General features: G+C 69.0%; 15 protein-coding genes and 1 pseudogene. 7 read left to right on the plus strand and 9 right to left on the minus strand.

The genetic code is table 11. The features are described from left to right. Positions 1 to 395: 395 nt before the first annotated feature. Positions 396 to 632, minus strand: a complete 237-nt coding sequence (locus ACZ7M2_RS41935) for a hypothetical protein (RefSeq protein WP_471599795.1) — start codon at positions 630 to 632, stop codon at positions 396 to 398. Between the two features lie 148 nt (positions 633 to 780). After that, entirely contained in the window at positions 781 to 954 is a 174-nt protein-coding gene (locus tag ACZ7M2_RS41940; protein WP_471599796.1) for a hypothetical protein, read from the minus strand. A gap of 152 nt (positions 955 to 1,106) precedes the next feature. Here ACZ7M2_RS41940 and ACZ7M2_RS41945 point away from each other — a divergent pair, with 152 nt between their 5' ends. Then, positions 1,107 to 1,775, plus strand: coding sequence for a TetR/AcrR family transcriptional regulator (locus tag ACZ7M2_RS41945; RefSeq protein ID WP_471599797.1), 669 nt, complete (start codon positions 1,107 to 1,109; stop codon positions 1,773 to 1,775). A 494-nt stretch (positions 1,776 to 2,269) separates the two neighbouring features. Next, the gene (locus ACZ7M2_RS41950; RefSeq protein WP_471599798.1) at positions 2,270 to 3,469 is read left to right on the plus strand and encodes an aromatic acid exporter family protein; all 1,200 of its coding nucleotides are present in this window, start codon (positions 2,270 to 2,272) and stop codon (positions 3,467 to 3,469) included. 278 nt (positions 3,470 to 3,747) lie between these two features. On the opposite strand, the gene ACZ7M2_RS41955 is transcribed toward ACZ7M2_RS41950, so the two are convergent. The 5 genes from ACZ7M2_RS41955 to ACZ7M2_RS41975 form a co-directional block, all read right to left on the minus strand. Continuing rightward, positions 3,748 to 4,203 carry a 2Fe-2S iron-sulfur cluster-binding protein gene (locus ACZ7M2_RS41955; protein ID WP_471599799.1) on the minus strand — a complete coding sequence of 152 codons (456 nt, stop codon included), beginning with the start codon at positions 4,201 to 4,203 and terminating at the stop codon, positions 3,748 to 3,750. Further along, positions 4,110 to 4,835, minus strand: a complete 726-nt coding sequence (locus tag ACZ7M2_RS41960; protein WP_471599800.1) for a ferredoxin reductase — start codon at positions 4,833 to 4,835, stop codon at positions 4,110 to 4,112. Before ACZ7M2_RS41960 ends, ACZ7M2_RS41955 begins: the two co-directional genes overlap by 94 nt. After that, entirely contained in the window at positions 4,832 to 5,233 is a 402-nt protein-coding gene (locus ACZ7M2_RS41965) for an SRPBCC family protein (protein WP_471599801.1), read from the minus strand. The genes ACZ7M2_RS41960 and ACZ7M2_RS41965 overlap by 4 nt, the downstream gene beginning before the upstream one ends. A gap of 101 nt (positions 5,234 to 5,334) precedes the next feature. Beyond that, the gene (locus tag ACZ7M2_RS41970; protein ID WP_471599802.1) at positions 5,335 to 6,813 is read right to left on the minus strand and encodes an MFS transporter; all 1,479 of its coding nucleotides are present in this window, start codon (positions 6,811 to 6,813) and stop codon (positions 5,335 to 5,337) included. A gap of 588 nt (positions 6,814 to 7,401) precedes the next feature. Further along, positions 7,402 to 8,193 (minus strand): IclR family transcriptional regulator domain-containing protein, encoded by a 792-nt coding sequence (locus tag ACZ7M2_RS41975; RefSeq protein WP_471599803.1) that lies wholly within the window; start codon positions 8,191 to 8,193, stop codon positions 7,402 to 7,404. A gap of 79 nt (positions 8,194 to 8,272) precedes the next feature. Between ACZ7M2_RS41975 and ACZ7M2_RS41980 the strand changes: the two genes are divergently transcribed. From ACZ7M2_RS41980 to ACZ7M2_RS42000, 5 genes are all read left to right on the plus strand, one after another. Further along, positions 8,273 to 9,685, plus strand: coding sequence for a Rieske 2Fe-2S domain-containing protein (locus ACZ7M2_RS41980; RefSeq protein ID WP_471599804.1), 1,413 nt, complete (start codon positions 8,273 to 8,275; stop codon positions 9,683 to 9,685). 8 nt (positions 9,686 to 9,693) lie between these two features. Beyond that, positions 9,694 to 11,121 (plus strand): glutamine synthetase family protein, encoded by a 1,428-nt coding sequence (locus ACZ7M2_RS41985; RefSeq protein WP_471599805.1) that lies wholly within the window; start codon positions 9,694 to 9,696, stop codon positions 11,119 to 11,121. Between the two features lie 269 nt (positions 11,122 to 11,390). Continuing rightward, complete coding sequence (locus ACZ7M2_RS41990; RefSeq protein WP_471599806.1) at positions 11,391 to 12,149, plus strand: PDR/VanB family oxidoreductase; 759 nt, start codon at positions 11,391 to 11,393, stop codon at positions 12,147 to 12,149. A gap of 37 nt (positions 12,150 to 12,186) precedes the next feature. Continuing rightward, positions 12,187 to 12,882, plus strand: a complete 696-nt coding sequence (locus tag ACZ7M2_RS41995) for a nitroreductase family protein (RefSeq protein ID WP_471599807.1) — start codon at positions 12,187 to 12,189, stop codon at positions 12,880 to 12,882. 1,283 nt (positions 12,883 to 14,165) lie between these two features. Beyond that, a complete protein-coding gene (locus ACZ7M2_RS42000) occupies positions 14,166 to 14,627 on the plus strand; it encodes an SsgA family sporulation/cell division regulator (RefSeq protein ID WP_471599808.1) in 462 nt (153 codons plus the stop codon). Positions 14,628 to 14,757: 130 nt separating this feature from the next. On the opposite strand, the gene ACZ7M2_RS42005 is transcribed toward ACZ7M2_RS42000, so the two are convergent. Next, positions 14,758 to 17,553 carry a helix-turn-helix transcriptional regulator gene (locus tag ACZ7M2_RS42005; protein WP_471599839.1) on the minus strand — a complete coding sequence of 932 codons (2,796 nt, stop codon included), beginning with the start codon at positions 17,551 to 17,553 and terminating at the stop codon, positions 14,758 to 14,760. A 102-nt stretch (positions 17,554 to 17,655) separates the two neighbouring features. After that, a pseudogene (locus tag ACZ7M2_RS42010) lies at positions 17,656 to 18,219 on the minus strand (hypothetical protein); the annotation flags it as partial. Between the last annotated feature and the right edge of the window lie 124 nt (positions 18,220 to 18,343).

The raw sequence follows: 18,343 nt of genomic DNA on the forward strand, positions 1-18,343 counted from the left end.
CCGTCCCAGGTGGTTCGAAAGCCGCGTTGCCGTGTGGTCGGTGTGGTCGGGCATGCCGGTGACAGCGTGGGTGCAGCAGTGGCACGTTGTGCGCCTGCTGGCCGGACAGCGGCCCGTACCCGTGACAGGGCATTCGTCTTGTGCCTCGCCGGGCTGGTGGGCTGCGATGTGCCCGATCCGGTGGAGGACGCCGCCGTGCGCTCGCCGCTCGGTGCCGGATCCGTCACGTCGACGTCGGCTGTGAGCAAGCGGGCCATGTGCCCTGGCGATCGGGGCCGTTCGGGAGTCCACGACGGCCGGTCATCGTGCGAAGAGCCCAGGAGAGCGACACCTCGCTGCCGGGGACTGGGTGATGCCGCCCCGGCAGGGAGTGTCCCGGCCGTTCGGCTGGCCGCTTATGCGCCGGACGGCGAGGTGAGGAAGGCGACAGTGAACTGTTGTGTCATGGCCGCCCGGTCGAGGGCGCCAGGGGGAGGAGCAGTGCGGTCGCCTGCGGCGTGCGGCGGGAATGCTCCGCCACCTGCGGGGCGGGGGCGAGTGGCGATCGTCGGCACCGCGGCGACCGTGGTGGTGAAGCACAGGAGGAGGGAGGCGGCCGCCAGGGTCGCCTTGCGGTAGATCGTGTGTTGCATGACAGTCCCTTCGATTACTGCTCGATCCTGTGCCGAACTGTTCGACACGGGTCCGGGGATGCCGCCGGCCTGCCTCTGTGGCGCCGGCGGACTGTGTCGGGCGATGAGTGACGGCCCGCCTGCGGGTCGCCGTTTTCTGCGGGAGCGGTCAGCAGTGCCCCGCGCCCGGCCGCTCCCGCCGTGGCTGGCCGCCGCAGCGGCGCTGCCCACGGCCCTGGCCGGTGCCGTTGAGCCAGGCCCCAAGGCCTTCGCCCGCAGCGTTGCCCGTGACCTCGTGTGGGAAGGGGGTGCTGTGCTTGATGAGTTCTTTCCGGTGATTCATCGGTGTCCTTGTCTGCAGTTCCACGGCCCGGGATCCTCCGGCGGGACCGAGATTGCTGTGTCGCTGTCCCCGGGCCCAGCCTCCCATCGAGTTCTGTTACAGTCAATATCTGTAACTAAACATTGTTGTTCTGGGGCGAAGGAGGGCCACGGATGACAGGCGAGGACCGCGCCACGGACGCCATCGGCAATACGGACGCCGTCGGCAATATGGAACCCCGGGCCGGGGGGCGCCCGCGTGATCCGGGCATCGAGGCAGCGATCATCCGGGCGACACATCAGCGCCTGGCCGTTGACGGCTACTCGCGGATGACGATCGCTGACATCGTCGCCGAGGCCGGCGTCACCCGCCCCACGCTCTACCGCCGGTGGGCCAACAAGTACGAGCTGGTCATCGACGCCCTCGGGTACGGCTGCAGTGCGCAGCGCGCGACCTATCCCCATGCGGACATGGACCGGATGCCCGCGATCGACGTCATGAAAGAGGCGGTGCGGCGCCTGGACCCCTGCTGCTGCAACGAAGGCGCGATGACGCTGCACGCGAATTTCATGGCCGAGGCCGAGCGGGCCCCAGGACTGCTGAAGCAGTTGCGCGAGCATGGCGTGCGACCGCGGTGCGATGAGCTCATGGATGCCCTGCGGCGGCTTCAGCAGCGGGGGGAGGTCCGCGCGGACGTCGACCTGGACACCGTTGTCACCCTGTGCTTCGGAAGCTACTTCGCGCGCTACCTGCGCACCGGCGAGGCGGGCGCCGACCTGCCCGGTGACGTCGTGGACATCATCTGGCCCGTGATCTCGGCTCGGCGTGCGGCTTCCGGCTGAGAGGTGTCCTGTGCGGTGGGTGTGCCCGTGGCGGCGCAGGACTGTGGCGGATCCGGAGTGACGGCAAGCCGTGAGGGTACGCCCGTGGCGGGGTGACGGGCGCCGGCGGCCGGACGGCTACGGGTTGGTCCGCTCGATCACCCGCCGGTCAGCGTTTGCGCAAGTGGGGATCGGTTTTTCGGCTGCCGCCGGCATCCCCGCCAGGTCGCTTCCCCAGGCATTTAAGTTACACAGCTTGACTGTAACTATTCTTCGTGGTGGCATGTGCGGTGTCAATGACCCTGAAAGTGCGGGAAGTGCCTGAGTGGCAGCCGTGAGGGGCAACCTCCCGCACGGCCCTGGCTCGGCGGGACACGCCACGGTGCGGGAGCAGGGAAGCGGCCGACATGAATTTCGTGCAACACGCAATCTTTTGGGTCTGGAGGAAGATCGCCGACCCGGCGCTGCGGCTGCGGCCGGCTCTCCGGCCCCCGAGGCGCGGAGAGGTTGTCACCGTGCTGGTCAGGGCAGCCAAGTGCCTCATCGCGGCATTCCTGTCCTGGGAGATCGCCTCGTGGTGGCTCCCAGGGCAGCAGCCGTACCTCGCCGTGGCGACCTCGCTGCTCATGGTCAACGCCGCCACCGTCTACAGCTCGGTGACGGAGGCCGCGCGCAGTGTGGCCACCCGTACCGCAGGACTGTCGCTCGCCGGCGCCACCGTGTGGCTCTTCAGCTCCACTGCGGGAAACATCGTGGCGATCCTCGCGATTGCGCTGGTCGCTGCGGGCCGCCAGAACTCCGACAAGCGCCTGCAGGTTGCGTCCACGGCGGTGCTCACCCTGACCGCGGCCACCGCTGCCTCGGTCGGCCATGTGGTCGGACTCGCCGTGATCACGCTGGCCGGAGCGGTGGTAGGCATCGCGGTCAACGCACTCATTCTCCCCCCGCTCCATCTCGGCGCCTCGCAGGCCTCGGTGCGCAATCTCGCCTCCGCCATGGGCTCTCTCCTGGATGACATGGGCCACGGGCTGAGGGAGAGGCGGCACCCGCGCCAGGCTCACGTATGGCTGGAGAAGGGTCGCCACCTGGAGGAACTGGTCGTGCAGGCGCAGGAGAAGGTGCTGCGCGGACAGGAGAGCATGCGATGGAACACCCGCTCAGCCGCGCACGTCGAACACTCGAACCACTGCGAGGCGCTCCGTGTCCTGCACCGCGTCTCCTTCGCTGTGCGTGGCATCGCCAGGACCCTCGCCGACAATGTCGATGACCGGCACGCCGACCACCACCTCGGCCAGCTCTTTCTGGACCGGTACGCCTCCATGCTCAAGATGGCGGGACGGGCTGTCGAAGCCTTCGTCCAGCCGGCCGCCGCCCGCCCCGGCGCACACGGAGCGCGTGAAGGGCTGCGGGCAGCCCTTGATGAGGCTCTGATCTGGCACGAGACGATGACCGACCTGATCGAGCAGGGCAGGCTGGTCAAACCTGGAGCCTGGCACATCTACGGGGCACTGATGACCGACGTTGAACGCCTGCTTGCCGACCTGGACCGCTCGGACCGGCGCATCACCGTCCGCTGTGCCGAAGACACTTCCCCCGGCTCCGTCAACGGCTCCGTCCAGCGATGGACCGCCCAGGCAGCGCCGGCTTGCCCGCTGTCCCGGCGTTCTGCCGAGGAATCACCCGGATGGCAGCGAGGGCTGTCTGCGCCCTGGTAGGCCGACCGGGGCCCCTGGTGACCGAGTCCGCCTCTGCAGACTCCTGCCCTCGCGGGCGCGGACGGCGATGTCTCAGGAACCGGGCTCGGCCGTCTCCCCGGCAGGCCGGACCCCGTCACTGAGGACCAGGCCCACAGCTGCTGCAGCGCCACGACCTTCTGAGAAGTCCCCGTTTGCGGGGTGGGGGAGTCACCTGCGGGGTCGCGCGATGCACAGGGACAGTGACTGCCCGTCACCGCCCGCGGTCCACTCCTACGGCAGCGCTGAACGGCACACCGTCAACGCGCCTGGAAACCAGGACCGGTCTGCCGCGGACCCTGGGCAGAGCGGGCGGCGAGCCACCCGCCGCCCGACATGTCCGCGGTTCTCCTTGAGAGCGGTTCATCGAAAGTGGTTCGTCTATCGAGGACAAGGCGTGGTGAGCGGCAGCGGGAGACGCAGGGGAACATCGTTGTCCCCGCGGCACGCTCGGCCCGAGTGAGCACGGAGCCGCGATGCTCCACTTCGCCCTCGATCACGGTCGTCTCGCACGAGCCGCCGACGCCCTCCAGACAGGAACTGGGGATGGACACGCCTCCCTCCTCCAAGGCGGAGAGCACACTGCGGTCCGCCGGGACACGCAGCGTGAACCCTGACCTCATCAGCACGACATCGAAGGCGCCGGGCCCGGTCGCCGCGGGCTGTACCGGGGGGCTGAACCGCTCCAAGTGCAGTGCGGGAACCCGCTCCTCCATGGCGGCCAGCAGTGACTCGGGTCCGCAGCAGTAGACCGCCAGCCCGCCGGTCCCCGGTGCCTGCCCCGTCCGGAGGGTTTCGTCGGCCTCAGGGTTTTGCGCGCCTCGGCCAGCGCGGCGTCGAGGCCGAGGAGACCGTACTGGTCCTGCGGCCGCACGATGACATGTGCGCCGTACCTTTCGAGTTCCGTCAGGAAGGCCATCGATGCCCGGCTGCGCCCGCCGTACAGCAGACGCCGCGGCGCGCCGGCCGCGGCGACGGCGCGGACCATGGGCAGCAGCGGCGTGATGCCGATGCCACCGGCCACGAACAGGTAGCTCCCGGCCTGGACCAGCGGGAAGTTGTTGCGCGGGCCGCCGCAACGGACGAGGGAGCCAGGGCGCAGCGAGTCGTGCACCCATGCGGATCCGCCGCGGCTCGGATCTGCCCGGAGTACGGCGACTCGCCACTGGAAGCGGTCGGCGGTGTCACCGCAGAGCGAGTACTGCCGGGCGGGAGCGTCACCGAGGACCAGGTCGACGTGTGAACCGGGCGTCCAGCGGGGCAGCGCCGAACCGTCGGGCGCGGCCAGGGTGACAGACAGGACGCCATCGGCCTCCCAGGTCAACGACCGCACGAGCAGGGCCGTCATCCGGGCATCAAGGCGGCCGCGTCCAGATGGAGCAGCGCCTTGTCCTCGGCGAACGCCACACCGACCGGGTTCTCACCGGCTGCCACGGCGTCGATCTGACGCTTGAGGAACCTGCGCGGCATGACGAAGCCGCGGTCGGTGGTGACCAGGTGCTCGGCGCAGTGGCTGGTGATGTCGCCCTGACTCTTCTGCGCCTCGTAGTCCCCGGGCATGCGCTGGTGCTCCTCCTTGCTCAGCTCGGCCCCGAGACGTCCCTCGAAGCGGGTGCGGATGTTCGCGATCGCCTCGAGGTTCCTGGTGCGGAACACCGAGTAGACACGAAACGAGGTGTCATCGATCGGCACGACCCAGCCGATGGAGTCGGCCCGGCCGAGCACTTCGAGCAAGGGGTTGGGCACGACCCGCAGGTTCGGGAAAGCAACCCGCGGGCAGGGGGCCGTCGTCCAGCCGGTGCCGGACCGGGCGCTGAACCTGTCAGAGGGCTGGGCACTGCTTCGGGTCACGGCGAGACCTCTTCCAGCGCAACGTTGCGGGTGCGCGGGGCGAACTGGAGGATGACCCCGGCCACCACCTGGAATGCGGCGATCAGCAGGAACGCGCTCAGCGGAGACAGACTGCCCAGTCGCGGGGCGACGACCAGAATCGCGAAGGCTCCGCCGATGTGCCCGACGCCGTCGACGAGGGCGAAGCCGGTGCCGCGAGCCCGCGTGGGAAAGGCCTCCGCGGTCAGCGCGTACGTGGGCCCGATCCACACATCGAATCCGAAGAAGATGATCACGGAGCCGAGGAACGCGATGTAGAGGTTCTGGCCGCCCTCGGCGGTGACCACGCAGCCGACGATCGTGACGAGCGCCCCCAACGGCAGCCAGTAGCGCCTGTCGATGCGCTCGGCGAACACCGCGCAGAACGCCGCGGCGCCGACGATACCGAGCACCCCGACACACGCAATCAGCCCCGCTTGCGGCGGCGTGTAGACGGCATGTCCGTCGTGCGTGAGTCCCGCCAGAACGACGGTGTACCCGGAGCTGAACCCGTACACCGTGGCGTAGGCGAGCATCCACATGGTGAGCAGCAGTGCTATCCGCTTCAGATAAACGGGGCTGGTCAGCAGCTCGACGAGGGGCATCTTGGCCGTCGAACGTGCCGGCACGGCGATGTCGGCCGGGACGGGTGCAAGCGGCTTTTTCGATGCAGCGCGTCTTTCCATCTCGGCCACGATCTCCTCAGCCTCCTCGGTCCTCCCGCGGATGAGCAACCAGCGTGGCGATTCAGGAAGCTCAAACCGGAGGATGAGGCCCACCGCGGCCAACAGGGCACCGACCGCGTACGCCCACCGCCAGCCGTCACCTTGCAGGTGTTCTCCCGCGATCGCGAACGGCAACCCCGAAGGCCAATCGGCAGCCGGGGTCGAGAGGATGAGGCCGGTCAGGCCGCCCAGGAATGCGCCGACGGCGGAGAAGGTGAATATCACGGATGCGTAGCGTGCTCGCGCATTCCGGGGTGCCACTTCGCCGATGTACGCGTTGACTATCGCCAGGTCCGCGCCGATGCCGACCCCGGTCAGGGTGCGCGCGATGACGAAGTTGGTGTAGTCGGGTGCCAGTGCGTTGTACAGCGAGCCCGCACCGGTGAGGAGGAGAGTCACCATCAGCATCCTCTTGCGGCCGATGCGATCGGCCATGGGGCTGAGCACGACCGTGCCGACCGCATAGCCGACGAGATTCAGAAGCACGACGAACTTCAGCGACTGTCCGGCATTTTCCGGAGTGCAGCCGTGCCGCAGCTGGATACAGCTCTGAATCCAGGTGACGTTGATGTCGAAGATGTCATAGAACGTGAAGAGGAAGCCGACACCGATGATGCCGATGAACAGATAGGAAAGACTCCATACGTCCAGTCTTTCCAGGCGTGCCGCGACATTGGCCGGCGATTGACTTTGCTCGCCGTCGGACGTACCGCGCTCAGCGCTGATTCCCATGAAGAGCCTCCATGAGCTCGTTCGTCATCCCTCTCGGGCTGCGAAGACAAGGGGTCCGGTTGCGGGGGGAGAGAGGTGCCTGGAGGTGCAGTAGCTGAGCGTTCGATTGTCGAACCATAGTTCGCTAGAACGGCAGCGGGCGAGACGCTAACACCGGCAGGGCGGGGCGACAAGGGCTTCCGGTGGCGTGGAGCGGGAGGTGTGCCGATGCCGCGTCGGCGCTCGGGGGCGGGCGCGGAGGCAGGGGCCGAGGGTGTTCAGTTACAGCTTGTATCGGTAACTGTGGACGATGCCGCGGAGTCGCAGGGGGACACCGGTGGACCGCATCATCCGTGCGACGGGCGCACGTGCTGCAGGGGCGTGGGCATCCCCCCGGCGGTGGGCGCCGCCACGGGCCATCTGCCGTGGGGGCTCACCGCTCGTGATGGGGGATGGCCCCCGTCGCCCGGGGATCGCCGGCGGCTCGTCATAGCCCGCCGTGCCCCCCGACATGGAACCTGGCATATCGTCAGATATGGACGGGGGGCGGGATGTGGCGGCGGCGCCTCACCGACGTGGCGGCGCGTTCCGCCGGGGGCGCAGGGCTCCTCAGATGAGCTGCGGGCGGAGCCGCTCCGCATGCTCCCGGAGCAGGTCGAGGACCGCTCCGGTCATGTCCTGCCGCGGTATCTGCTCCACGGGGCAGCCGACGTTCATTGCCGCGATCACCCGGCCGTCCCAGCGCCGCACCGGCACCGCGATCGAATGGAACCCTGCCTGGACCTCGTTGGCGACATAGCAGTAACCCTCGTCGCGAATCCTTTCGGCGGCGTCGAGGTCCAGCACCGGTTCGGCGGGCGAGGGTGCTTTGGCGGCGGAGGCGTTTTCGGGAATGTCCCGGTGTGCGAGGAGGACCCGGCCCAGGGCGGAGCGGTGCGCGGGGACCCGGAAGCCGAGGCCGCCTCCGGCGGCGATCAGCCCGTGCGGTACCGCACGGGCGATCATGGTGGCGTCCGTCCCGTCGAGGACGGCCACCGAGCAGGAGGCCCGCATCTGCTCGCAGATACGGTCACACACCGGCTGCACCACGGCACTGGCGATGTTCGAGGTCAGGTAGGCCCCCGCCAGGCGGAGCACGCTGGGGCTGAGCTGGTAGGACCGGCCTTCCGCTGTCAGGTAGCCGAGGTGCTCGAGGGTGAGCACGGCCCGCCGGACGGTCGCCCGGGAAAGCCCCACTTCGCGGGCGAGCTCGGCCTGCGTCAACCGCCGGCGCTCGCTGCCGAACGCTTCCAGGATGGCGAGCCCCCGGGCGAGAGCTTCCGAGAAGTCCGCGGCCCTGGCTCCGTCAGCCAGTTCGCGCCGGCGCCGAGCCTCGGCGTCCTGTTCTGTAAGTCGACCCATTGCAACATCACACCATGCCGTCGTAGCGTACTCGCCAACCCAGATTCTGAACGTTTGTGCGACAATCGAACGAGGTCTGATGCTAGCAGACGAGAACGAGAAGATGACCCGCACCGGCCCTGGCACCCCGGCCGGAGCCTGGATGCGGTCGCACTGGCAGCCGGCCGCTCTGACCGAAGAACTCCAGGGGCCCCGGCCGGTGGTGGCGGTAAGGCTCCTCGGAGAGGACCTGGTCCTCTTCCGGGACGACGGCGGATCACTCGGCCTGGTCGACCGCCGTTGCGCGCACCGCGGAGCCGACCTCTCGCTCGGCCGGCTCGAAGACGGCGGACTGCGCTGCTACTTCCACGGCTGGCTCTTCGACGGCACCGGCCGGTGCCGTCAGACGCCCGCGGAGCCGGCCGGCAGCACACTCGCCTCGCGCGTCACCCTGACCTCGTATCCGGTGCGTGAGTGCAACGGGATCGTGTGGGCGTACCTGGGGCAGGGCGAGCCGCCGAACCTGCCGGCGCTCGACTGTTTCCTCGCGCCGGACGAGTACACCTTCGCCTTCAAGGGGTACCTCGACTGCAACTGGCTGCAGGCGCTGGAGGTCGGCATCGATCCCGCGCACGCCTCCTATCTGCACCGCTTCGAGCAGGACGACGACACCGGCGACGCCTACGGAAAGCAGTTCCGCAACGTCTCGTTGGGCACCGACCTGCCCATGACCCGGATCCTCAGGGAGTACGGGCGGCCCGAGATACTCAACGCGCGCACCGAGTACGGCCAGCGGATCGTGGCGCTCAGGCGCATCGACGGCGAAGGCCGCGACGGCAGCGCGACGCATGTCCGGATCACGCACCAGGTGTTCCCGCACGGCATCACGATCCCCCTGAGCGCCACCATGTCGATCACTCAGTGGCATGTCCCCGTCGATGACACCTCGTGCTACTGGTACGCGATGTTCACCAGCCTCGATCAGCCGGTCGACCGGCCAACGATGCGCGAGCAGCGTCTTGAGGGCATCACGCTGCCTGACTACAAACCGGTCCGCAACCGCGCCAATCAATATCTGTTCGATCCCGAGGAACAGAAGACCTCGACCTACACGGGCCTGGGCCAGGACATCAACGTCCATGACCAGATGGCCGTCGAGGGTCAGGGACTGATCCACGACCGCACGCACGAACACCTGAGCCGGTCGGACAAAGCCATCGTGACCTATCGCCGGATGGTGCTCGCGGCCATCGACGCCGTGGCAGCGGGGGAGAGCCCCGAACTCCTGCTCAAGGACACCGCCGACGTCGAGAGCCGAGGCCCGATCCCGCTCGACGGCATCGGACCGACCGGGCAGTGGGAGTCCTTCTGGACCGATGCCATCGATGAGCTGCGCCGTGACAGCCCGTGGGCGCAGGACTCCGAAGCCGCGCGGGCCAGCGGCCCCGCGGGTGTGCGGGCATCTCCCCCCGAACCGGACGACGCGCTGCTGCCGCCCCTGGCGACGGACTGAGGCGCGCCATGGGATTCATAGAGCGGCACCAGCTGTATTCCGATGCCCAGGCGGCCGCCGCGCGGGAGATCCTTGCACGGGCCGACGGCGGCGAGGTCCAGGCCGTCCGTGTGGTCTTCGCCGACCAGCACGGTCTGCTGCGCGGGAAGACCGTCATGGCAGGCGAGTTGCACGCGGTACTCAAAGACGGCCTGACCGTCGTGTCGACGCTGCTGTCGAAGGACACCTCCGGTACGACCGTCTACTCGGCGTTCTCCGCCGACGCAGGACTCGGCATCGCCGAGATGGCCGGTGCCGGCGACATCGTGATGGTGCCCGACCCCCTCACCTTCCAAGTCCTGGAATGGGCCGGGAAGACCGGATGGCTCCTGTGTGACCTGCGCTTCACCAACGGCAGACCCGTTCCGCTGTGCAGCCGCGGCGTGATGCGACGGGCCGTCGAGCGCGCCGCATCCATGGGATACACCCTGCTGACCGGGGTCGAGCTCGAACTGCACCTCTTCAGATCCAGTGGCTCATCAGGGGGGCGTTTTGCCGACGGTGCCGGTTTCGAGCCGCTGAACGACGGATACCAACTGCTCTGCGAGGACCGGATCGACGCGCTGGAACCCATTGTGACGGTGTTCGCACGGCATCTGCGGCGCATCGGCCTGCCGCTGCGCTCGTTCGAGATCGAGTACGGGCCCAGCCAGTTGGAGGTCACACTCAATCCCGAGACCGGCCTGCGCGCGGCCGACAGCGTCGTGCTTCTGCGTAGCGCCCTGAAGCAGATCGCACGCCGCCACGGCTACCACGCCACCTTCATGTGCCGGCCGAAGATCCCGCGCGTCTTCTCCAGCGGATGGCATCTGCACCAGTCACTCCTTCGCACGGGTGACAATGGGCCCGAAAACGCCTTCGTGCCCGACACATCCGGCGCAGTCCTCTCCGACACCGGGCGCCACTACATCGCGGGGCAACTGCGCCATGCCCAGGCGGCCTCCCTGTTCGCCGTGCCGACCGTCAACGGGTACAAGCGGTTCCAGCCCTACTCCATGGCCCCGGACCGCGTGGCGTGGGCCAGGGACAACCGTGCGGCGATGCTCCGGGTCACCGGCTCCGCCGACGGCGGGAGCACCCACGTGGAGAACCGGGTCGGTGAACCCGGCGCCAACCCCTACCTCTACATGGCCTCACAGCTCACCGCGGGACTCGAAGGCATCGAGCACCGGTGGGACCCCGGCGCCCCGACGGAGCAGCCGTACGAATCCCCGGCGCCGCGGCTGCCCGCCACGCTCGACGAGGCCATCCGCGCGCTCGCCGAGGACACCGGCTTCGCCGAGGCATTCGGGAAACAGTTCGTCGACTACTACATCGGCATCAAACGAAACGAACTCGCCAGGTTCGAGGCAGCGGTCACGGACTGGGAGCAAAGCGAGTACTTCGAACTCTTCTGAGAGGGGACGCCGATGGTGCGCGACCTTCCACAACTGTGAGGTGGCTGTCCATGCCTGACGAACGAACGGGGCCCGACGCCTGGCGCAGCATGCTGGTCAAGCAGGTCCGCAGCGAGGCACCACGAGTGCTGTCGCTGACCCTGGTCGACCCGGCCGGGGGCCCGGTTGCCGCATGGAGGCCGGGGGCTCACATCGATGTGGCTCTGCCCTCCGGGACCGTACGGCAGTACTCACTGTGCGGCAACGACCGCGATCCCACGAGCTATACGGTGGCCGTCCTGTACGAACCCGAAGGACGCGGGGCATCGCGCGAGGTGCACACCACGGTCGTGGTGGGACGCACGATCGAGGTCCGCGGGCCGCGGAACCACTTTCCCCTCGCGGCCGCCGACCGGCACTGTCTGATCGCCGGAGGAATCGGGATCACCCCGGTTCTTGCCATGGCGCGTGCTCTCGAACGCGAGGGACGCCCATGGCACGCGCTGTATTGCGGACACAAGGCAGACATGGCATTCACCGAGGAACTGCGCGCGGTCAATGCCCCTCGTGTGTCGATCGTCGAGACGGACGAACAGGGCAGGCCCGATGTGCAGCGCCTGATCGGCGCTCTCCCGCCGGAAACCGCGGTGTACTGCTGCGGACCGGCGTCGCTGATCGCCGACGTCTCAACGGCGTGTGAGCAGGCCGAAAACGGTCTCATCTTCCGGTGCGAGCGATTCGCGGCCGCTCCGGTGCCCGCAGCGACCGGGAACGCCGAGGACCGTCCCGTGGAGGTCCGGCTCGCGAAATCCAAAAAGACGATCACGGTCCCGGCTGGTCGCACCATCCTCGATGCGGTGCGGGAGATCAGGCCGGACGTGCCCTTCTCCTGCGAGGAGGGGTACTGCGGAACATGCGAAACACGCGTTCTCGACGGCACCCCGGACCATCGCGACGAAGTTCTCGGCAGCGCCGAGCACAAGCACAACCGCACGATGATGATCTGCGTCAGCCGGGCAGAATCCGGCGCGCTCGTACTGGACCTCTGAGACCAGCCGATTTCCCCATACTTCCTGGAGGTAACTGATGGACGTGTACGAGGCGCTCTACACGACACGGATCATGCGCCGCATGAAGCCGGACCCCATCCCGATCGAGAGCCAGTGCCGAATCCTGGATGCCGCCATCCGGGCACCCAACGGGGGCAACACCCAGCGGTGGCACTTCCTGGTCGTGGATGACGCGCACCTCAAGGCGCGGATCGCGGAACTCTATGTGTCCTGCCGGGACCGGGAGTACGCCGACATCGCCGCGGGCCGTCTCGGCGCGGCACCGCACGAGGACGGCGCGCGCCGGGCCGCGTCCCTGGCACGCATCAAGAAGTCCGGGGACCATTTCGTCGAGCACTTCACCGAGATACCGATGCTCGTGTTCGTGTTCGCGATGGACGACCACGGCGGCGCGAACATCTACCCGGCCATCTGGAGTTGTCTGCTCGCTGCGCGGGCCGAAGGCATCGGCGGTGTGCTGACGACCGTGCTGCGCTACGAGGCGGACGCGGTGTGCGAACTGCTTGGCGTTCCCCCTGCGGACGGCTGGCGGATGATCGCGATGCTGGCCTTTGGATATCCGCTAGGCCGCTGGGGAGTTGCAGCCAACCGGCGTCCGGTGCACGAGGTCTCGTCCCGCAACCGGTGGGGTGAAGCGTTCGGGGCACACGTGCCCGAGCCTCTGTGGCCACCACATGCGCACGGTGCCCGCATCGAACCTCCCTCCCCCTGACAGGAGTCGGCCCGCACGGCCCCTGGGCACGGGGAACGACCAGTGCCGCCCCGCATCGCGCTCGACCGAGCCGAAGTCCCCCTGAGCGCCGCCGGGCAGCGAGGATTCCCCGGCGGAGGCGACGGCTTTGCCCCTGATGCCCTGCTCGCCGGGCCGAAGGATGCCATGGCGCGGGCTGACCTCCCCGGGTGCGGGATGCGCACCCTGCCCCGAGGCCGAAGGCGGCGCCCTGACCGCTCTTCCCCACCTGTCGGCAGGGCGCATCGCCTGCGACATCAAGCCGCCCGAAACGCACGTTCCTGATTCCGTCCTTTCCCATCCCGCATGCCCCGGTGTCGGTGGCCTCTGGCCAGTGGAAGACCGCCGACACCCCCAGAACCACAGCGGCCGTCCCGGTCGCCGGGCGGTCGAGGGCCGTCCGGTGACCGGGACGTTCCCATCGGGCCGTGACCCGGCGCTTGGCGGGTACGTCGCGTGCGTGGAGTGCCCGCGCAGACGACGATCCAGACGGCGAGTACCGCGACGTCCAGCGCGAGGCCCTGGCTTTTGAGGCACGCGGAGCCCTGGACCGCTCGCACCCCGACGCCGACGGGAAGGATCTCGGACAGCGGCCGCAGCCGGACCGGGAGACACTGCGCGGGCGTGCTCCCGCCGCTGGCGCGCTGGAGTCGGTGTGGCCGGAGCGACACGGGAGCGAACTCCTCCCGCTGGGCATCGTTCCAGGACCTGGCGCAGGCAACCTGTGGAACTCGGCATGGTCACGCCGATCACCGGCCCAGTAGGTCACATGACTGAGTACCGCGGTCTCACACGTTTGCGCCCGTTGAGAGCCAGTCCCCGGATCAGCGCGCCGCCCCTGCGGCAACGACGCTGCCTGCGCCCGATGCGCGGCTGGGGCCGCACCCCGTCCGTCCCTGCCACCAGTCCGACCGCCGACACCTCGCCGGGGCCGCTGACGCGTGGCCCGCCAAGGCGCGCTGAGACGGCAGCGCACGTCCACCGCGTCTCAAGGGCAGTCGTCTGACCTACGTGCCCCGCGGCCGGATTCACCATGCTGGTTCTGGTGGAACCCAGTCGGATCCACCAGTGCATCGTCCCTGCGGTCGCGGGTTTCACGCACACGTGAGGAACGGAGGCACGGCGGGAGTCCGCGCCCGTCGGGCATGCACACCCAGCCGTCACCGGAGCGGTTCAAGGCTACTCGAACCGACGGCTCCTTCATGCCGGGCGGCGTCGAATTCGCCTGCCGGGGTGCGGCTCACCGAGGAAAGGACATCGTCTTCATGGACACCGTGGTCGCACGCAAGCTGAAACTGAACCTGGTTCTCTCGCCGGAACGGCGAGCCCCGGTACAGGCCTGGTTCGTCTACCGGGCTGCCGACCCGTTCGCTGTGCACATCGACTTCCACCTTGACTCGAAGGCGCCCGTCAGCTGGATGTTCTCCCGCGAGTTGCTGGTTGAGGGGTCCCTGCGGCCCTGCGGGATCGGAGATGTCCGCGTCTGGCCCACGCGGGTGGACAGCCGCGCGGTGGTCTGCTTTGAGCTGAGGGGGACGGGGGGCGTCGCACTGCTCGAAGTGCCGTCGTCAGCGATGGCAGCCTGGTTGGAACACACCCTGAACGCGGTGCCGCCCGGCACCGAACATGAGCATCTGCCCACGGACGACTGCCTCAAACGCCTGCTCGCACCGATCATGCGCGACGATTCCTGGCCCACCGACGAATCCTCCGAGGCAGGAAGGTAACGGCACACGTGCCGAACGTGCTCAGCCGCGGCCATCGTTTGATGACTGCTTCGGGCTGGGCCCGGCGACAGGTGCCGCCGGGCCCGGGCCTGACTCCACCGCGTCATCCCGGAGCAGCAACCCGCATCGGCTACCGCGGGCTCTCTTGATGAGGCGGTGGCTCGTCGGGACCGCGTTGCTCGAGCAGGGCGTCACGCAGGGCTTCCCGGGAGGTGATGCCCAACTTGGGGAAGATCTTGTAGAGGTGGGCGCCGATGGTCCGCGGCGACAGGTGCAGCAGCTGCCCGATTTCCTTGTTCGTCATGCCCTGCGCCGCCAGTTCCGCGATGCGCAGTTCCTGAGCGGTCAGGGACGCCGGTTCCCAGGCCGCGGCCGCCTGGTGTGCTGCGCCTGCGCTGCGCAGCTCCTCACGGGCGCGTTTGGTCCATGGCTCGGCACCGAGACGGCGGAAGGTCTCCAAGGCTCGCGCCAGGTGGCTGCGTGCCGCCTTGCGGTCCGAGCGGCGGTGCAGCCATTCACCATAGGCGAGCTGGATACGGGCCAGCTCGAAGAGCCACTGGTCTGCCTCGGGCACGGCCAACGCCGCCCGGAAGAACTCCTCGGCATGTTCGTCGTCGGCCGCGAGAGCCGCGGAGCCGGCCAGGATCAGCGCATGGTGCGAGGAGACGTCGGCCATCCGGGCCGCCCGACCGGCGGCGACATGGGCACGGGCCTGGTCGACGCGTCCGGTGCGCACGCACGCTTCGACCAGGTCCAAGAAGACCCGGTGGGAGTGGGGAAAGAAGGCCGGGAGCAGCCCTGGCGGCGTCAGTTCGCTCGCGCGCGTGTAGGCCTCCTCGTAGGCCCCTCGCGTGATGGCCGCTCGCACCTGGGCCTCGGCGACCTTGCTGAGCACCAGATTCTGGTGCCGCGGCCGGGCCCATCCGGTGATCGTGTCGCTGAGGACCTGGAGCCGGGTCTGATCGCCGCGGGAGGCTGCGACGAGGGCCTCGACGCAGCGCAGGAGGTGTTGGTAGAGCTGGTAGCTGCTGGAATGATCCCGCTCGATCCCTTCCTCGGAGAGCGCCTCGATCTCCTCCCAGCGACCGTGCACGAAGGCGTCGTACTGCCGTGCCGCTATCAGGTTCTGCTGGACGCAGTAGGAACAGCGGTCCATCAGGTCGTGCCACACCGCGGTGAAGTCACCGAACGCGTCGGCGTAGAGCGCTGCCATGACCAGCCAGTTCGCTTGCCTGATGCGCTGGCCGCGGGGCAGCCCGGCGACCGTCTGCCGCAGTCGCTCGCGTACGCCGTGGGCGGTACGGGCGGGGTCGGACAGCGCGTCATAGGCCAGTCGGGTCAGGGGCGGCACCCGGTCCAGAGCCCTGCGCACCGGTTCCCACCGGTCCGCGCGGCCCATGAAGAAGCAGGCCAGCATCAGGATGTCGAACGCGTCCTGCACCGCCGGGTCGTTCCACCCCTCGGGCGGGACCGCATCCAGCAACGGGCTGATCACCTGGTACGTGCCCTCGACGTCGCCGTCGCGGTAGAAGGTGACCAGCGCGGCCGCCGTGGCGCGGCGCACCGCCGGCCCGGCGGGCAGGTTCTCGCACTCGGCTGCCTGCAGCAGACGCTCTGATGCCTCCAGTTGGCCGCCGTCGACGGCCACGAAGGCGCCCTCGATCAGTCGGCGGACCCGGTTTTGCGGGTCGGGGCTCAGGTCCGCCGCACGTGCCAGCGCAGCCGTCGCCTCCGCGGCGCCGCCGCGGTCGACAGCCCGTTCGGCGGCGTCGACCAGGGCCTGCGCCACGGTCTCGTCCGCGCGGTCGGCCGCCTCGGCGAGGTGCCAGGCCCGCCGGACCGGATCTGCTGCGAGCACCTCCGCCAGGGCCCGATGTGCCTCGCGGCGCAAGGCCGAGGGGGTCATGCGTACGACAGCAGAGCGCACCAGGGGGTGCCGGAAGGCGATCTCCTCGCTCTCGGCGTCCACGGCGACCAGGCGGCTTGCCTCCGCGGCGTCCAGTGCTCGCTCGTCCCACCCCGGCCGGCTGCGGGACGCCGCCCGCACGGTCCGCAGGCCACCGGCGCCCTGCCTCGACAGCGCTGCCAGAAGCATCGTGTAGCGGGCCGGTTCAGGCAGCGTACGGATCCGGCCCGTCAACCCCTCTTCCAGCCGTTCACCCAGCGGCAGTGCCGTCGGCAACGGATCCACCCCGAGCCGCTGGCGCTGGTTGAGCTGCGCCGACAGCTCGACCAGCGCCAGCGGATTGCCCAGGGCCTCACCCATGACGCGCAGCATGGCGGGCACTGCGAGGTCGGGATGCGCGGCGGTCAGCAGGGTGGCCGCGTCCGTATGGGACAGCGGTGCTATGTCGATCACCTGGATCCCGGCGGAGTCCGGGTAGTTGCCCCAGGCCTTGCGGGCTGCCGTCAGGAAGATGACGGGCAGCGCGGTGATGCGCCGTTGGATGAACCAGAGAACCTGGGCACTCGACGTGTCGATCCACTGGGCATCGTCAACGATCACGAGTGCGGGCCGAGCGCCTGCCGTGTGCTGCAGCAGGGCCAGGGCCGCGGCCGAGATGGCGAAGCGGTCCGGCGGCGCATCGTCGATGACGCCGAAGGCCCGGTTGAGGGCCAGCTGCTGGGCTGGGGGAAGCTCCTCGACGCGGTCGAGCAATGGGTACAGGATCTGGTGCAGGGCCGCGAAAGCCAGTTCGGACTCCGGCTGCACGCCCGTGGCCCGAAGCACCTGCAGGCCGGCCCGCAGGGCATGCCCTGCAGCCCGGTCCAGCAGGGCCGTCTTGCCCACTCCGGGGTCGCCACGCAGCAGCCAGGCTGCGCCCGACTCATGTACGTGGCGCAGAGCCGACTCCAGCAGGGTGAGTTCCGCGGACCTGCCCACCAGCTCCACGCCGCCCGGCCCTTCAGCAGGATGCCGTGACATTCCCTCTCCTTCCCGGCTGTGCCGCGGGTTGCTGCCCCCTCGTGCGGAGCGTAAAGCGGCCTGCAGCACACCGGGCAGTGAGCTGTTGTGCTCGGGCGTGGCAATCAGTACCGCGTCGGCGGCCTGGACCCGGCGCCGCAGGTCACCGACGGCCGACGGCCGACGGCCGCCGGTTCCGGATGCTCTTCGTCCTCGTTGAACGGCGGAATCCGGCCGAGCCCGTCGAAGAGCTCGAGGCGGGCGTCCGTTGCGAGACGGCGGGCTGTCACGAGCAGCCGCGTGTTGAGGGATTCCCGCCGCAGACTTCCCGATATGGAGAGAACATTGGTGCAGGACATGCGATGCCTCTCCGCCGGCGATCAGTCGGCCGGTGTCCGAACGGACCACGGCTACACAGACGACGGCTCCTGCACAGTCTTCGCCAGTCGCTCGGCAGCCGGTGTCCCGTAGCACCGGGCCGCATCCCGAAGGCTCGCCGGGTGACCGGCAGATGCAGGTGTTGGGTGATGGCGAAATGCGAGCTGAGTGCGCGCGGATCGCGGTGGGTTCGCCCTCACTGTGATCGGTGTCTCCTTTGCGCAGGTGGATGACGAGCCGGAGCCGGCATGCGCGGGGCACGGACCCTGGCTGCCGTGATGTCCCTGAGCTGCGCCTGCCGGGGATCACGGACGCCGCGCCTTCGCCGGTCGTGTGCGCTTGCCTCGCGGTCGCCGTTGCGTGACGCCGACGTGCGTATGACGGGCGCTTCGGCTGACCCCAGAGCCTGTCGTTTGGATCAGGTCGTTTCAGG

This window comes from Streptomyces sp. NPDC111507, from assembly GCF_055638955.1.

Bases quoted from the DNA above. Each gene is read 5' to 3' on its own strand.
- ACZ7M2_RS41935 (WP_471599795.1), bottom strand. From the start codon at position 632: ATGCAACACACGATCTACCGCAAGGCGACCCTGGCGGCCGCCTCCCTC.
- ACZ7M2_RS41940 (WP_471599796.1), bottom strand. From the start codon at position 954: ATGAATCACCGGAAAGAACTCATCAAGCACAGCACCCCCTTCCCACAC.
- ACZ7M2_RS41945 (WP_471599797.1), top strand. From the start codon at position 1,107: ATGACAGGCGAGGACCGCGCCACGGACGCCATCGGCAATACGGACGCC.
- ACZ7M2_RS41955 (WP_471599799.1), bottom strand. From the start codon at position 4,203: ATGGAGGAGCGGGTTCCCGCACTGCACTTGGAGCGGTTCAGCCCCCCG.
- ACZ7M2_RS41960 (WP_471599800.1), bottom strand. From the start codon at position 4,835: ATGACGGCCCTGCTCGTGCGGTCGTTGACCTGGGAGGCCGATGGCGTC.
- ACZ7M2_RS41970 (WP_471599802.1), bottom strand. From the start codon at position 6,813: ATGGGAATCAGCGCTGAGCGCGGTACGTCCGACGGCGAGCAAAGTCAA.
- ACZ7M2_RS41975 (WP_471599803.1), bottom strand. From the start codon at position 8,193: ATGGGTCGACTTACAGAACAGGACGCCGAGGCTCGGCGCCGGCGCGAA.
- ACZ7M2_RS41980 (WP_471599804.1), top strand. From the start codon at position 8,273: ATGCTAGCAGACGAGAACGAGAAGATGACCCGCACCGGCCCTGGCACC.
- ACZ7M2_RS41985 (WP_471599805.1), top strand. From the start codon at position 9,694: ATGGGATTCATAGAGCGGCACCAGCTGTATTCCGATGCCCAGGCGGCC.
- ACZ7M2_RS41995 (WP_471599807.1), top strand. From the start codon at position 12,187: ATGGACGTGTACGAGGCGCTCTACACGACACGGATCATGCGCCGCATG.
- ACZ7M2_RS42000 (WP_471599808.1), top strand. From the start codon at position 14,166: ATGGACACCGTGGTCGCACGCAAGCTGAAACTGAACCTGGTTCTCTCG.
- ACZ7M2_RS42005 (WP_471599839.1), bottom strand. From the start codon at position 17,553: ATGTCACGGCATCCTGCTGAAGGGCCGGGCGGCGTGGAGCTGGTGGGC.